The following is a 15,549-nucleotide window of genomic DNA, read 5'->3' on the forward strand; positions in this document are numbered from 1 at the left end:
CAAAAATAATCTTTTATAAAAAAACAACGTTACAATTTTAGTAATTCTTTATAAAGTTTATGAACAGGGAAGCCCATAACGTTAAAATAACTACCTTCTATTTCGGTTATTCCTATCTTTCCAATCCATTCTTGAATTCCATAAGCTCCTGCCTTGTCAAAAGGTTTGTAGTTGTTTACGTAATAATCAATTTCAGAATTGGTTAGTTTTTTAAAGGTAACTGTTGTAGTATCATTAAAAACTTTTTGAAAATTTTTACTTGATATGCAAACAGATGTAATTACTTTATGTGTGTTTTCAGATAATTCATCTAACATTTTAAAAGCCTCATCATAATTTTTAGGTTTACCAAGTGCTTTATTATTAGACCAAACAATCGTGTCTGATGTAATTAATAAGTCTTTAACAGTTAACTCATCTTTGAATGGTTTGGATTTTAAAATAGCAAGAAAATCGGTTATTTCTGATTTTTTTAAATTGTTTGGGTAAATTTCTTCAACTTCCTTTGTTTTTATAATAAAAGGAATGTTTAAGTCTTTTATAAGTTCTTGTCTCCTTGGTGAATTTGAGGCTAGAATTACGTTGTAATTAATCAATTTTTCAGATAACATATTTAAAGTAGTAAGCTATAGCAATAACACCCATGATACCGAAAGCATGAAGTGCTTTCATTCTTTTAAGTAACGATCTATAACTTTTATTAGTGGTTGCTTTTGTTAATAAATACATTGTATATACTTGAGGTAACAAATTTGAAAGTATTATTGTAATAAAAAGGTATTTTGATTTTTTAAGACTAAAAGCTAGAAATAAAATTAAAATAGCTGAAAAAAACATCATACTTAATATAACTGATTTAGCTCTTTTTCTACCCAAAAGAATAGACATTGTCTTTCGTTTGTTTAAGTTATCTTCATTTATAGTTGTAATACCTTTAATAGTTTCTTCAATTAAGGTGCTTATAAATGATAATAATAGATAAACCATTGTAATAAACTGAAGTTTAAAAAAAATATTCCATTGATTTGTTGTCAAATTAATAGGAGTATCAATAGCCCAAACACATAGTATTGTAAAAGGAAGAAGGAAAGATTTAATTAGATGACTTAAAAAAGAGTTTTTTTCAGTATATTTTGAAAAAACTATAGCTGTAATAGCACAAAAAAGAAAAAGAAAAGAAAAGTATGGTTTTTGAATTTTAAAAGATAAACATACACCAGATAAAAAACCTAAAACAAGACATAAAGAAGAAATTATTTTTAAGTTTTGTGAATTTATGCTAATTTTATTATGATAATAATGTTTTAGAATATAGATGCTTATGTAAAAAAGCATACATGAAAATGTAAATATTGTTATGTCAACAAAAGACAATGTTGTTTCAAAACCAAAACCATATAAAAAACAATATTTTACTAAAAAAATAATAAAAGAAAAATATAAAAGCCTTTTCCATTCAATAACGTTAAAAAAGATTTCTAAAATTTTCATTACTAATTGAAATCTTTTTTAATTCTAGCTAAATCCCTTTTGTTATCTCTATCTTTCATAGTTTCACGCTTGTCATGCGTTTTCTTTCCTTTAGCTAAAGCAATATCTAATTTAGCCCAACCATCTTTATTAATAAAAAGTTTAAGTGGCACAATAGTACTCCCTTTAGCTTCAACTTCTCTTTCTAGTTTTTTTAACTCACGCTTATTTAATAATAAACGACGTTCACTTGTAGTTTTATGGTTAAAATGGTTTCCAAAGGCATACTCTTCAATATACATATTGATGATAAAAAGTTCTCCTTGATCATTAAATTCACAAAAACTTTCGGTTATTCGAGCTTTGCTAAGTCTTATTGATTTTATTTCTGTACCAGTAAGTTGTATACCAGCCGTATATTTATCTAAAATCTCGTATTCGTAACGAGCTTTCTTATTTTGTATGTTTATGTTTTTTTGCATATGTAATAAACAAATATACTCATATAATTTTTCAGCTAAAAAGAAATAGTATACTATGTTTTAAAAAATTATTTTTTGGTATAAAATAATGTAACATTGGTAATAATTAAACTAAAAACACTTTATTTTTATTAACATAATATTATGAGGATTGATGTTAATATTCTTGTAATTTTGAATTTCAAATTTGAAATAAAATAATATGCGATATCTAATATTAATGTTACTTTTTGTAGTTTCCTGTAAACCTGAAAAAGAAAAACTTACTGTTCAACAAATTGTTGACAAATCTATTCAATATTCTAATTTAGATAAAATTAAAGATGCAACACTCTCTTTTAATTTTCGAAATAATAATTATACAGCAAAAAGAAAAAAAGGGGAATTTGAATTTACAAAAACTACGGTAAAAGACTCGGTGGTTACAAAAGATCTTTTATCAAACAGTAATTTTCAACGATTTGTAAATGATAGTTTGGTCTCGTTATCTGAAAAAAAAGAAAATATTTATCGTAATTCTGTAAACTCAGTACACTATTTTTCAATTTTACCTTTAGGTTTAAACGATAATGCTGTTCATAAAAAACTATTAGAATCGGTAATTATAAAAGGAAAAGAATATTATAAAATACAAGTAACTTTTTCTGAAGATGGTGGAGGGGATGATTTTGATGATGTTTTTATTTATTGGTTTAATAAAGAAACTTTTTATTTAGAGTATTTAGCCTATAAATATCATACTAACGGCGGCGGTGTTCGTTTTAGAGATGTTAAAAAAGAAAACTTAGTGAACGGAATTCGTTTTGTAGATTATAATAACTATAAGCCTATGGATAAAAATATAGATTTTAATACTATAGATAAATTATATGAAGAAGGTAAGTTAAAAAAGTTATCAGAAATTGTGTTAGAAAACATCAAGATTAAATTTTAAAAAAAAAACAAAAATCAGGCTAAAAGTTAATCAATTTTTAGCCTTTTTACTTGGGTGTTATTTTTATCAAGTGAAGTTTTAAAAGAAATCATAAATAAACTAGCATTATCGTTGTCATCCATTTGTTTGTATATTTCTGATTTTAATATTTTATTAGCAAAAGCTGGTGTGGTGTTACTATGTCCAACAATTAAAACAGTTTTACCTAAGGTGTTTTTTTGAAAATCATCATTAAACATACTACTAGGATCGTAACTTAAAATCTTTAAATTTTTACTTTTTGCTGTCGGAGTAGCAGTTTGCTGAGTTCGGTTATAATTGGTTGAATACACAGCGTCTAAATCAATATCTTTAAAATAATTCTTCCAGTTCTCAGCGCGTTTTAATCCTATTTTATTCAAATTTGGATTTCTGTTTGTTGCATCGCTTCTGTCTTTTTCTGCATGACGAATTAAGTAGTAAGTTGTAGTTGTTTCTTTAAAATTACAAGAACCAAACACTGAAAGTGCTAAAAACAAAAGGAAAATATATTTTTTCATAATAAATGTTTATAAGAGCGAATATACTTAAAAAACAAAAAGCGATGCTTTTAAACATCGCTTTGAATCAACTATAAAACTAACTTCTAATTTTCTATTAAATCAGATTGATTTCTGAAAACTAGTTTATTATCAAAAGCATCTAATAAAATAATACTATCTGTTGATATAGTTCCTGCTAAAATTTCTTTAGATAATTGGTTTAACACTTCCTTTTGAATAACACGCTTTACTGGTCGTGCACCAAATTCTGGTTGATAGCCTTTTACGGCTAAATAAGCAACAGCTTCGTCCGTAGCATCAAAAGTGATGTTTTGCTCAGCAATCATTCTTTTAACATTATTTAATTGAATTTTTACAATTTGTTTAATGTTCTTTTCTGACAATGGGGTAAACAAGGTGATGTCATCAATTCGGTTAATAAATTCAGGACGTACGGTTTGTTTTAGTAAACCTAAAACTTCAGTTTTAGCAAGTTCCATAGTGGTGTCAATATCACCTTTTAAATTATCGAATTTTTCTTGAATTATATGGCTCCCCATGTTAGATGTCATAATAATTATGGCGTTTTTAAAATCAGCAACACGACCTTTATTATCAGTTAATCTACCTTCATCTAATACTTGTAATAAGATGTTAAAAGTATCGGGATGCGCTTTTTCTATTTCATCTAATAAAATAACAGAATAAGGTTTTCTACGAACAGCTTCTGTTAATTGCCCTCCTTCATCATAACCAACATAACCAGGAGGCGCTCCAACTAATCTGCTTACTGAATGACGCTCTTGATATTCACTCATATCAATACGAGTCATGGCGTTTTCATCATCAAATAAATAATCGGCTAGTGCCTTTGCCAATTCTGTTTTACCAACACCTGTAGTTCCTAAAAACAAGAAACTTCCGATTGGTTTATTAGGGTTTTGCAATCCTGACCTAGAACGGCGTACAGCATCAGCAACAGCTTCAATTGCCTCTTCTTGTCCTACGACCCTTTTGTGTAATTCGTCTTCTAATTTTAATAATTTTTCACGTTCTGATTGTAACATTTTTGTTACTGGTACACCAGTCCATTTAGCAACAACTTCAGCTATATTATCATAAGTAACCTCTTCTTTAATCAAGGCATTTTCGCTTTGGTTTGCTAAAATTTCTTGTTGTTTTTCAAGTAATTCTTGCGCTTCCTTTATTTTTCCATAGCGTAACTCAGCAACTTTACCATAATCACCATTTCGTTCTGCTTTATCAGCTTCTAGTTTGTAGTTTTCAATATCCGTTTTTAATTGCTGAATGGTATCTACAACTGCTTTTTCTGACTGCCATTTTGCGTTAATATCATTACGTTCTTCTTTAAAATTAGCTAAATCGGCATTTAATGATTTTAATTTAGTTTCGTCATTTTCACGTTTTATAGCTTCAATTTCAATCTCTAATTGCATTATTTTACGATCTAAAACATCTAATTCTTCTGGTTTCGAATTAATTTCCATTCGTAATTTTGCAGCAGCTTCATCCATTAAATCGATAGCTTTATCTGGTAAAAACCGATTGGTAATATAACGTTGTGATAATTCTACCGCACCAATAATAGCTTCATCTTTAATACGTACTTTATGGTGTGTTTCATATTTGTCTTTAATTCCTCGAAGAATAGAAATAGCACTTTCAGTATCAGGTTCATCAACGATAACTTTTTGAAAACGACGTTCTAAAGCCTTATCTTTTTCAAAATATTTTTGATACTCATCTAAGGTTGTAGCACCAATAGCACGTAATTCACCTCGCGCCAAAGCGGGTTTTAATATATTGGCAGCATCCATAGCTCCTTGTCCGCCACCAGCACCAACTAAAGTGTGAATTTCATCAATAAATAACACAATATCTCCTTCAGATGTAGTTACTTCTTTAACAACTGCTTTTAAGCGTTCTTCAAATTCACCCTTAAATTTAGCCCCAGCAATTAAGGCTCCCATATCTAACGAGTAAATAATTTTATCTTTTAAATTTTCAGGAACATCACCACGAATAATTCTATGCGCTAAACCTTCAGCAATGGCGGTTTTACCTGTTCCGGGTTCACCAACTAAAATGGGGTTGTTTTTTGTTCTACGAGATAAAATTTGGAGTAATCGACGAATTTCTTCATCACGACCAATTACGGGGTCTAATTTTCCGTCTTGTGCTAATTTATTTAAATTATTAGCATATTTATTTAAAGAGTTATAGGTTTCTTCGGCACTTTGAGAGGTAACTCTTTCGCCTTTTCGTAACTCATCAATAGCTAATTTTAAATTTTTTTCGCTAACACCTTGATCTTTTAAAACTTGTGCTATTTGACTTTTTGATTTGAAAATTGCTAAAATTAAATGTTCAATAGAAACGTACTCATCATCCATTTTTTTAGCAATAATACTTGCTTCGTTTAATGTTTTGTTGGTTTCTCTAGAAAGCATTAATTCGCCCCCCGTAACTTTAGAAAAACTTTCTAGTTGTTTTTCTAAAATTTGTTGAATCACTTCAACATTAAGGTTAAGTTTCTTTAAAATAAAAGGAAGTACATTTTCATCAACAATAAATAAAGCTTTAAAAATATGCTCATTTTCTATTTGTTGATTTCCATTGCTTTGCGCTAATTGTTGCGCTTGTTGAATGGTTTCTTGTGATTTTATTGTATAATTGTTAAAATTCATTGTTTTTAGTGTTTATCTTTTCCAAACAATCAAAGTCAAAAGTAATACCATTAAATAAATTCAACTTATTAATGACAAAGTGTCTTTAAAGTTAATGTTTTTACTGACTTTTTGACTCGATGTAAGGTTTCGCTATCATACATCGACATATATTAAAAATAGATTTAATGGGTATATTTAATTCAATATTTGGAAATAAAGAACAGGAAGAAAAAAAAGAAGAATCTTTTATTAATTGGATTCCATTAACTTCTTTAGAACAATTAAAAAAGATAAAAGAGCAATCTAAAAATGAGGCTGTAGCAATTTTTAAACATTCTACCCGATGTGGAATTAGTAGCATGGTAATTAAACGTTTTGTAAGTAGTTTTGATGAAAGTTTAAAAGACTTTAAAGTATACTATCTTGATTTACTTTCTTATCGAGATATCTCTGATGAAATAGGGTATGAGTTTCAGGTTTTGCATCAATCACCACAATTATTAGTAATTAAAAATAGTACTGTTGTGGCACATGCTTCTCATTATGAGATTGCTCGAATCGATTTAAGAGAATTCTAAAAAAGTCACGGATTTTAGCCAATTTTACTTAAATACGTCGTATTTTTGCTTACTACAAAAAAGTATAAAATTGAGCGACGAAATCACAACAACACAAGAAACGAAAGGGAAAAATTTATACGATTATCAGAAAGAAGCACTTTTTAAAATTTTTAAAAGTTTTGAAAATGCTCCTGAGAATTATCATTTATTATATCAATTACCAACGGGAGGAGGTAAAACAGTAATTTTTTCTGAAATTACCCGTCAATACATCAAACATTACCAAAAAAAGGTGTTAATAATGACACACCGAATTGAGTTATGTAAACAAACTGCTAAAATGTTAGGCGAGTTTGGTGTAGAAAATAAAATTATTGATAGCAAAGCTAGTTTAGATGATCAAGGGCAATACGACTGTTTTGTAGCCATGGTTGAAACACTTAACAATCGTTTAAATGACGATATGTTAGATATTTCTGATGTTGGTTTAGTTATCATAGATGAGGCACATTACAATTCATTTACAAAATTATTTAAGTTTTTTGATAAATCGTTTGTACTTGGGGTTACAGCAACTCCGTTGAGTTCGAATATTAAATTACCAATGAAAGACAATTATGACGATTTAATTGCAGGTGAAAGTATTGGAACTTTAATTCAGAATGAATATTTAGCAAGAGCAAATGTTTTTTCATATAATGTTGGTTTAACGTCTTTAGAAATTGGAGCAAATGGAGATTATACCGTAAAATCTTCTGAAGACTTATATACAAATACCGATATGTTATCTAAGCTTTTACAAGCTTATGAAGAACGAGCAAAAGGAACTAAAACTTTAATTTTTAATAACGGAATTAATACGTCATTGCATGTATATGATACCTTTAAAAGAGCAGGTTATCCAATAGCACATTTAGATAATACAAACACTAAAAAAGAACGTGATTTTATCTTAAAGTGGTTTCATAAAACTCCCAATGCTATTATTACTTCGGTTAGTATTTTAACAACTGGTTTTGATGAACCTTCAGTGAAATCAATCATATTAAATAGAGCAACAAAATCATTAACCTTATACTATCAAATGATTGGTAGAGGGTCGCGTGTTTTACCAGGGAAATCTGAATTTAATGTAATTGATTTAGGAAATAATTTTCATCGTTTTGGCCCTTGGGGAGCTGATTTAGATTGGCATAAAATGTTTAGAGCACCTAATTTTTATTTAGATAATTTATTGTCTGATGAAGAAATAGAAAACGACTTTAGATATGAATTGCCAGCAGATGTAAAAGAAGAGTTTTCAAAATCAGAAGATTTATATTTTGATGTTAAAAAAGTATATATTGATACAATTCAAGCAGGACAATCGTCAAAAAAAGTATTAGAAAAGTCAATAGTGCACCATGCAAAAATTTGTATTGAAAATAGTGAAGATGTTTTTGATGCGCTTATTTTAGCTAAAAAATTAGGTGGTGAAATAGATGACAGAATACATAGATATTCTAAATGTATTTGTAAAAGCACTCATAATTTTATTGATTGGTTACAAGATGATTATCGTAAAAAATTGAATTCATATTTACGCGCTAATTTTGATGAAGTTTATGAGCAAATTCATGGGCATCCACCGCCAGAAGAAGAATAAAACAATTATTTAATAAATATTAAACCTCCTATATATTAAATTCAATACTAGGAGATTTGAAACGAAACTATTAAAAATCAGTAGCTACCTAGTTACTGATTTTTTTATTTACAGGTGAAATACTATTTGTTATTAGTGTCTTTTTCAGCAGCGATTTTAAAATGCGTAAATCTCCTTCAATATTTTTTTTCTTTACTTTTAATTAAGTGTTAACAACTGTTGTTGTAAATCAGTTTTTATCTAGATTAATAGTGTTGTGATTTGTAAAGATAGACGTGCTAATTTTTTTTAAAATAGCTTAAATAATTGATAGTGTTTTTAATTTTAACGCTTTTGTTTTGAGTTAGATAGCTTGTTTTATAAAGTCTTCGTATTCGAAAAAAAACAATTCAAATTGGGTCATCGTTGCTACATAAAATTCGTAGCAATCACGCCATGTATTTTTATTATGGATGCTAAATTTTTTATCAAAAGGAACATATATACGACGGATAATTTTACGATTATCAAGCTCAAAGTTATCATGGTAAATAACTTCAGGTAAATATTCGGTTTCTAATATTTTTTTTAAAGAAAGTAACTGGTCGTATAATAATATGTTAGCATCTTCATCAATATGCTCAAAATCTAAGCAAACAGATGCTTTTTTACGATCTGCCTGAAATTTAAAAGCAAATCCTTTTATTTTAGTATTGTATAACAACCATTTTCGTGGAAATGATTTACCAAAACTAGTCCAAAACTCTTTACGTAATTGTGCTGATTCTTGTTTACTAAACATTATCCGTGTACTTTAGCAGCCGTTCCTCTATTTCTCATCATTTCTGCTTCAAAAGCAACCAAATCATCCCATTTTTTATCTACAATTTCTCTATCTTGATATTTACGAGCAAAACCCAAAAAAACGGTATAATGATTAGCTTCTGATATCATTAAATCTTTATAGAATTTTGACAATTCTTCATCTTCCATATTTTCAGAAAAAACTTTAAAACGTTCACAACTTCTCGCTTCAATTAAAGCAGCAATTAATAAACGTTGCACCAAAGCATTGGTTCTATCTTTAGTTTTTGTGAAAAATTTTTGTAATTGAATAGCATAGTCATTTTTTTGCTCTCTTCCTAAAACCATTCCGCGTTTTACCATAAAGTCATGTACCATTTTAAAATGTTCCATTTCTTCAATGGCAATTTCGCTCATACTTTGTACAAGCTCGGTTTCTTCGGAGTAATTTATAATTATAGATACTGCATTTGAAGCCGCTTTTTGCTCTAAAAAAGCATGATCGGTTAATATCTGTTGCAAATTATCTTTGGCTATATCTGCCCAAGAGGTTTTAGTTTCAAATTGTAATCCTAACATATTCTAAATTCATTTATCGTTTGCAAAACTAAGGATTATTACATTTAAGAAACTAATAGTAACCTTATTTTTTAGTTTAAATAGCTGCTATTTTATTTTTTATAGAATTGATTCTTAAAATAGTAAGAAAAAAATATAAAAATGGTAACTTTGAAGTACTTCAAAAAATATTTTGCTATGAAAAAAAATATAAAATTAATTGTTTTATTGATACTGGTATTTGTTGCTAATGCTTGTAAAAAAAATACAGAATTAGAGAAAGATATAAATGCATATAACGAATATATTGCTGTTTTTCCAGAAAAAATGGTTTCTGTTACTTCAAAACTTGATTTTTTTTTAAAGAAAAAAATTAATGCGACTGTAACTAATGATGTGATAACAATTAAACCAAGTGTAAAAGGAAATGTAACATTAGATAATAATGTTATTTCTTTTGTGCCTAGTGAAAAATTGGAGAGTAATCAAGAATATAAAATTACACTTCATTTAGCTAAATTGTATGCTAATATTGATCCTGCTTTAAAAGATTTTACAATTAATGTAAAAACAAAAGAGTTGTTGTTTAATATAGCTTTACAAGCTCCAAAAGTATATACTAAAGATTGGTATTTTGTTGAAGGTGTTTTAACAGCGAGTGATGTTATTGAGAAGGAAAAGTTAGCAGAAATAGTAAGGCTAGCTTATAAAGGAAAAAAAGCTGCCATTAAATTTCAAACTTTTGAAAACCTGGCTTCTAAAGTATATTTTAAAATAGATAGTTTACAACGATTTGTTGATGATGAAAATTTAAAAGTATCATGGAGTGGTGATGCAATAAAATCAGCCTCAAAAGGTACACGAGAATTAACCATTACAGGAAAAAATAATTTTAAAGTTTTAAATGTAGAGGTTGCTAATACGGATAAACAACGGATAGAGATTAGTTTTTCTGATCCAATAAAAAAATCACAAGATTTAAAAGGCTTAATTCAGTTTAAAAATACACAAAAAAGAAATTTCACCTACAATATTGCTAATAATATAGTAACAGTTTACCCGAAATCATCTTTTAAAAACAAGGTGAATATTGAAATATTTAAAGGAATAAAAAATACCGAAAATTATAAATTAAAAGAATCATTTAGTAAAACTCTACATTTTCAACAATTAAAACCTTCGGTAAGCTTTATAAAAAGTGGAACTATTTTACCAAACTCAAAAAACCTTAAGATTAATTTTAATGCAGTTAATTTAAAAGCTGTTGATGTAACGGTTTTTAAAATTTATAAGGATAATGTATTACAGTTTTTACAGAGTAATAACCTAAGTAATCAAGGTAATTTGCGTTATGTTGGGCGCCCTGAAGCTAAATATACAGTAAATCTTACCAATCAAGGGGTTGATTTAACCAAAGAAAATGCCTTTGCAATTGATTTGGCTGAAATTTTAACAATTGAAGATGGTGCAATGTACCGAGTTGATTTTTCTTTCAATCAACAATATTCTAATTATTCTTGTGATGAAAAGATTAATAATAGTACAATTATTTATGGTAAAAAAGAAATAGATACCAAACAGTACGACAATCCTAATTATTATAATAATGACTACTATTATAGCTATCGATGGAATGAAAGAGATAATCCATGCTCAACTTCTTACTATTATAATAAAAATAAAAGTACTAATATTTTAGCTACAAATTTAGGCGCAATCGTAAAAAGAGGTAATAACAACGCTATTTTTATAGCGGTAACTAATTTATTAACAACCGAAGCTGTTGCAGGTGCTACGGTAACGCTATATAATTTCCAACAACAGCCTATTGTAAATGCAACAACAAATAAAGACGGAATTGCTAATTTTGATGGAATTAAAAATGCTTTTTTTGCTGTAATTACCAAAAATAAAAACACAACTTACATTAAATTAAATGACGGAAACGCACTTTCTATGAGTAAGTTTGATGTTTCAGGATCAAAATTACAAAAAGGAATTAAAGGATATGTTTATGGCGAACGTGGTGTTTGGCGTCCAGGTGATAACTTATTTTTAACTTTTGTGTTAAATGATAATGCGAATCCGATACCAGATAATCATCCTATTAAATTTGAACTACTTAATCCGCAGGGAAAAATAATAGAAAGAAAGGTACTTTTTAAGAATACAAATAATGTGTATGCGTATGCGCCAAAAACAAAACAAGATGCCGTTACCGGAAATTGGAAATTAAGAGTAAGTGTTGGTGGCGCTGTTTTTAATAAAACACTTAAAATAGAAACAATAAAACCAAACCGTTTAAAAATAAAACTTAAAACCAAAGCTGATTTTATAAAAGCTGATACACAAATTGAAGGAAATGTTGATGTAAAATGGTTACACGGAGCAATTGCTAGAAATTTAAAATTAGACATTAACGGTAAGTTTACACAATCGAAAACAGTATTCGAAAATTTTAAAAATTATAATTTTGATGATGTTACGCGTAGGTTTGGTACAGAAGAATTTAAAGTATTAAAAGGAAATTTAGACAACGAAGGAAAAACAAATTTTTCGACAAAACCAAGGTTAGATAAAAAAGCTCCGGGAATGTTAAAAGCTAGTTTTATTACCAAAGTTTATGAAAATGGTGGCGATTTTAGTACCGATGTTTTTTCTAAAAAAGTATCTCCATATAAAACTTATGTTGGGTTATTAAATGCAACTGAACAACAATCTAAAAATTATTTATTTACGGATGAAAAATATACGTTTAATGTAGCAACAGTTACTGAAAATGGAGTAGGAGTTACGAATGATTTAGAAGTAAAGGTTTATAAATTATCATGGCGTTGGTGGTGGAGTACTACTGATAATGGACTTTCTAGTTATGATGGTACTCGTTATCATCAAAGTTATAAAACATTACAAGTAAAAACAAATACCAATGGTAAAGGTTCGTTTGATTTGAAAATTAGTGAAAACGACTGGGGACGTTACCTTATAAAAGTTATTGATAAAAAAAGTAAGCATGTTACTTCGAATATTGCTTATTTCGATTGGCCATCTTGGTATGGAAAGAAAAAAGGAAGTCAAGACAAAACCAATGCCACGATGTTGGTTTTTACTACTGATAAAGAATCATACGAAGTAAATGAAACCGCTACGGTAAAATTTCCATCTTCACAAGGAGGAAGAGCATTAATTACAATTGAAAACGGAACCGAAGTATTAAATCATTTTTGGGTAGCTACCACAGCAAAACAAACAGAATTTAAATTTCCAGTTTTGGAAAATTATACACCCAACGTATTTGTAAACATCTCGTTATTACAAAAACACAGTCAAACAGCCAACGATTTACCAATTCGTATGTATGGTTCTATACCCATGTTGGTAAATGATCCCGCAACAAAATTAGCACCAAAAATCGACTTAGCAGAGGAGTTAAGGCCTGAGTCAATAGCTAAAATTAAAGTAAAAGAGAAAAACGGAAAGGCAATGACCTATACAATTGCTTTGGTTGATGATGGATTGTTAGATTTAACACGTTTTAAAACTCCTAATCCTTGGAACACTTTTTACGCGCGTCAATCATTAGGTGTAAAAACTTGGGATGTTTTTGATGATGTAATTGGCGCCTATGGCGGAAAAGTAAACCAGATATTAAGTATTGGTGGTGATGAAGCCGAAGCAGGAAGTAAAAATAAAAAAGCCAATCGTTTTAAACCAATGGTAACTTATTTAGGACCGTTTAACTTAACAAAAGGAGCTACAAAAGAGCATCAAATAAGAATACCTAAATATGTAGGTTCTGTACGAGCGATGGTGGTAGCAACGGATGCTAAAAATGATGCCTACGGTAGTGACGAAAAAACTGCTTTTGTACGTAAACCTGTGATGATTTTAGCATCATTACCACGAAAAATTACCCCACAAGAAACCGTAACTTTACCAGTAACTGTTTTTGCAATGTTACCTTCAGTAAAAAAGGTGAAAGTTACAGTACAACCAAATGAATCATTTACAATTGTGGGCGATAAGACTCAAACTTTATCATTTAACCAACCAGATGAAAAGATGGCTTATTTCACCTTAAAAGTAAATGATTTTAAAGGAATAGGAAAAGTAAAAATTGATGCCCTTTCTGGTCGCGAAAAAGCATCCTACGAAGTAGAAATAGATGTTTTAAATCCGAATCCTGTAACCACAGAGGTAAAAGATTTAGTATTAAAATCAAACGAGGCAAAGGAGCTTAATTTTACCACCTTTGGTACAAAAGGTACTAATACAGCAAGTATCGAATTATCTACATTGCCACCAATGAACTTTACCAAACGTATGGGATATTTAATTCAATATCCACACGGTTGTGTAGAGCAAACAACCTCTAGTGCTTTTCCGCAGTTATATTTAGCTGAAATTTTTGAATTATCCGAAGAGAAAAAACAAGACATAGAGCGAAATATAAAAGCTACGATTCAGCGTTTATCTGATTTTCAAGTTTCAAGTGGCGGATTGTCGTATTGGCAAGGAAACGGAAAAGCAAATAGTTGGGGAACTTCATACGCAGGTCATTTTATGATTGAAGCAGCTAAAAAAGGATATGCTTTACCAATAGGATTTAAATCAAAATGGATTGGTTACCAAAAACAGCAAGCACGTAATTGGCGTAATAATTCGTCATATTACAACAACGCTTTATCACAAGCATACAGACTCTATACATTAAGTTTGGCAAGCAGTGCAGATATTGCTTCGATGAATCGTTTACGAGAAACAAAAGGGATTTCTAACGAAGCAAAAATGCGATTGGCAAGTGCCTATGCGTTGATTGGTAAACAGTCAATTGCAAAAGGAATTTTAAATGGTTTAACGGCAAATGATTACAATAAACGACGTTATTCTAATTACGGATCTGAAACCCGTAATAAAGCCATGGCATTAGCTACTTATACATTGTTAAAAGAGGAAACAAAAGCTATTAAATTAGCAAAAGAAATTGCTGAAAGTTTATCTAGCAATAAATGGATGAGCACACAAACAACAGCTTATAGTTTATTAGCGATGAGCAAATATGCGTTGCAAAACGGTGGTAGTACAGGAATTAAAGCGAGTTATACTTTAAATAAAAATTCTAAAAATATTGAAATATCAAAAGCATTGTATGCCGAAGATATTGAAGATATCACTAAAGAAAACACTTTTAAAATAGCGAATAAAAATAGCGGAGTACTTTATGTACGTGTTTTTAACAAAGGAATTTTGCCTGTCGGAGAAGAAAAGGTATTTCAAAATAATTTAGAAACAACAATTATTTACAAAACAAAAGATGGCAATCGTATAATACCAAGTAATTTATCGCAAGGAACCAATTTTGTGGCAGAAGTTACCGTAAAAAATACAACAAATGATAACGTAGAAAACGTGGCGTTAACACAGTTTATTCCTTCAGGATGGGAAATTATAAATACTCGTTTTACTGATTTTGGAAATAATACAACATCATCTCAAGTAGATTTTACGGATATTCGGGATGCTAGTATTAGTAATTATTTTACACTTAAAAAGTATGAGAGCAAAACGTTTAGAGTGTTATTAAATGCCTCGTATTTAGGAACCTATTATTTGCCAGGAGTTCAAGTAGCGGCGATGTATGATAATGATTATATAGCTAGAACAAAAGGCGAATGGATTAAGGTAGTGAAGTAATTTTAATAGTCTTAAATAAGAAGTTCTTTAATATGAGGCTTCTTATTTTAAATTATATAGAAAAGTGTTTTTTTTATAAAAAGTATGTTGGTAGCGAAGCTATTATTGCAAACAATCCATCATTAAAAAGTAACAGTTCAGAAATTAAAAATATAATAAACGAATTTATTATCAGAATTTTGAATCGTTAAATGCATATTGAAAAAATAAAA

Annotated in this window: 11 protein-coding genes; 4 read left to right on the top strand and 7 right to left on the bottom strand. The window is 29.1% G+C overall.

The window, feature by feature from the left end; genetic code table 11:
* Positions 1-29 precede the first annotated feature (29 nt).
* From Q4586_RS04755 to smpB, 3 genes are read right to left on the bottom strand one after another with little or no spacing between them, the layout of a single operon-like run.
* On the bottom strand, positions 30-611 hold the full coding sequence (locus tag Q4586_RS04755; protein ID WP_303526814.1) for a Maf family nucleotide pyrophosphatase: 582 nt from the start codon (positions 609-611) through the stop codon (positions 30-32).
* Positions 601-1,491, bottom strand: a complete 891-nt coding sequence (locus tag Q4586_RS04760; RefSeq protein ID WP_303526816.1) for a UbiA family prenyltransferase — start codon at positions 1,489-1,491, stop codon at positions 601-603. The genes Q4586_RS04755 and Q4586_RS04760 overlap by 11 nt, the downstream gene beginning before the upstream one ends.
* Positions 1,492-1,493: 2 nt before the next feature.
* The gene (smpB, locus tag Q4586_RS04765; protein ID WP_068705288.1) at positions 1,494-1,952 is read right to left on the bottom strand and encodes an SsrA-binding protein SmpB; all 459 of its coding nucleotides are present in this window, start codon (positions 1,950-1,952) and stop codon (positions 1,494-1,496) included.
* 202 nt (positions 1,953-2,154) lie between these two features.
* Between smpB and Q4586_RS04770 the strand changes: the two genes are divergently transcribed.
* Positions 2,155-2,886: a DUF6503 family protein gene (locus tag Q4586_RS04770; RefSeq protein WP_068705290.1), complete on the top strand. Its 732-nt coding sequence runs from the start codon at positions 2,155-2,157 to the stop codon at positions 2,884-2,886.
* Positions 2,887-2,912: 26 nt separating this feature from the next.
* Here Q4586_RS04770 and Q4586_RS04775 read toward each other — a convergent pair whose 3' ends face one another.
* Together Q4586_RS04775 and clpB are read right to left on the bottom strand one after the other, a co-directional pair.
* Complete coding sequence (locus Q4586_RS04775) at positions 2,913-3,425, bottom strand: SixA phosphatase family protein (protein WP_068705292.1); 513 nt, start codon at positions 3,423-3,425, stop codon at positions 2,913-2,915.
* An 86-nt stretch (positions 3,426-3,511) separates the two neighbouring features.
* Positions 3,512-6,115, bottom strand: a complete 2,604-nt coding sequence (gene clpB / locus Q4586_RS04780; protein ID WP_068705294.1) for an ATP-dependent chaperone ClpB — start codon at positions 6,113-6,115, stop codon at positions 3,512-3,514.
* Positions 6,116-6,282: 167 nt separating this feature from the next.
* Between clpB and ytxJ the strand changes: the two genes are divergently transcribed.
* Both ytxJ and Q4586_RS04790 read left to right on the top strand, forming a co-directional pair.
* On the top strand, positions 6,283-6,675 hold the full coding sequence (gene ytxJ / locus Q4586_RS04785; RefSeq protein WP_068705296.1) for a bacillithiol system redox-active protein YtxJ: 393 nt from the start codon (positions 6,283-6,285) through the stop codon (positions 6,673-6,675).
* Between the two features lie 70 nt (positions 6,676-6,745).
* A complete protein-coding gene (locus tag Q4586_RS04790; protein WP_068705298.1) occupies positions 6,746-8,302 on the top strand; it encodes a DEAD/DEAH box helicase in 1,557 nt (518 codons plus the stop codon).
* A 343-nt stretch (positions 8,303-8,645) separates the two neighbouring features.
* On the opposite strand, the gene Q4586_RS04795 is transcribed toward Q4586_RS04790, so the two are convergent.
* Both Q4586_RS04795 and Q4586_RS04800 read right to left on the bottom strand, forming a co-directional pair.
* A complete protein-coding gene (locus tag Q4586_RS04795; protein ID WP_303526826.1) occupies positions 8,646-9,083 on the bottom strand; it encodes a DUF4268 domain-containing protein in 438 nt (145 codons plus the stop codon).
* Positions 9,083-9,664, bottom strand: coding sequence for a MiaE family protein (locus Q4586_RS04800; RefSeq protein WP_271404923.1), 582 nt, complete (start codon positions 9,662-9,664; stop codon positions 9,083-9,085). Before Q4586_RS04800 ends, Q4586_RS04795 begins: the two co-directional genes overlap by 1 nt.
* 177 nt (positions 9,665-9,841) lie before the next feature.
* Between Q4586_RS04800 and Q4586_RS04805 the strand changes: the two genes are divergently transcribed.
* Positions 9,842-15,337 carry an alpha-2-macroglobulin family protein gene (locus Q4586_RS04805; RefSeq protein WP_303526834.1) on the top strand — a complete coding sequence of 1,832 codons (5,496 nt, stop codon included), beginning with the start codon at positions 9,842-9,844 and terminating at the stop codon, positions 15,335-15,337.
* The last annotated feature ends 212 nt before the right edge of the window (positions 15,338-15,549 follow it).

It is taken from the genome of Tenacibaculum soleae (genome assembly GCF_030549005.1).
GTDB classification, from domain to species: Bacteria; Bacteroidota; Bacteroidia; order Flavobacteriales; family Flavobacteriaceae; genus Polaribacter; species Polaribacter soleae.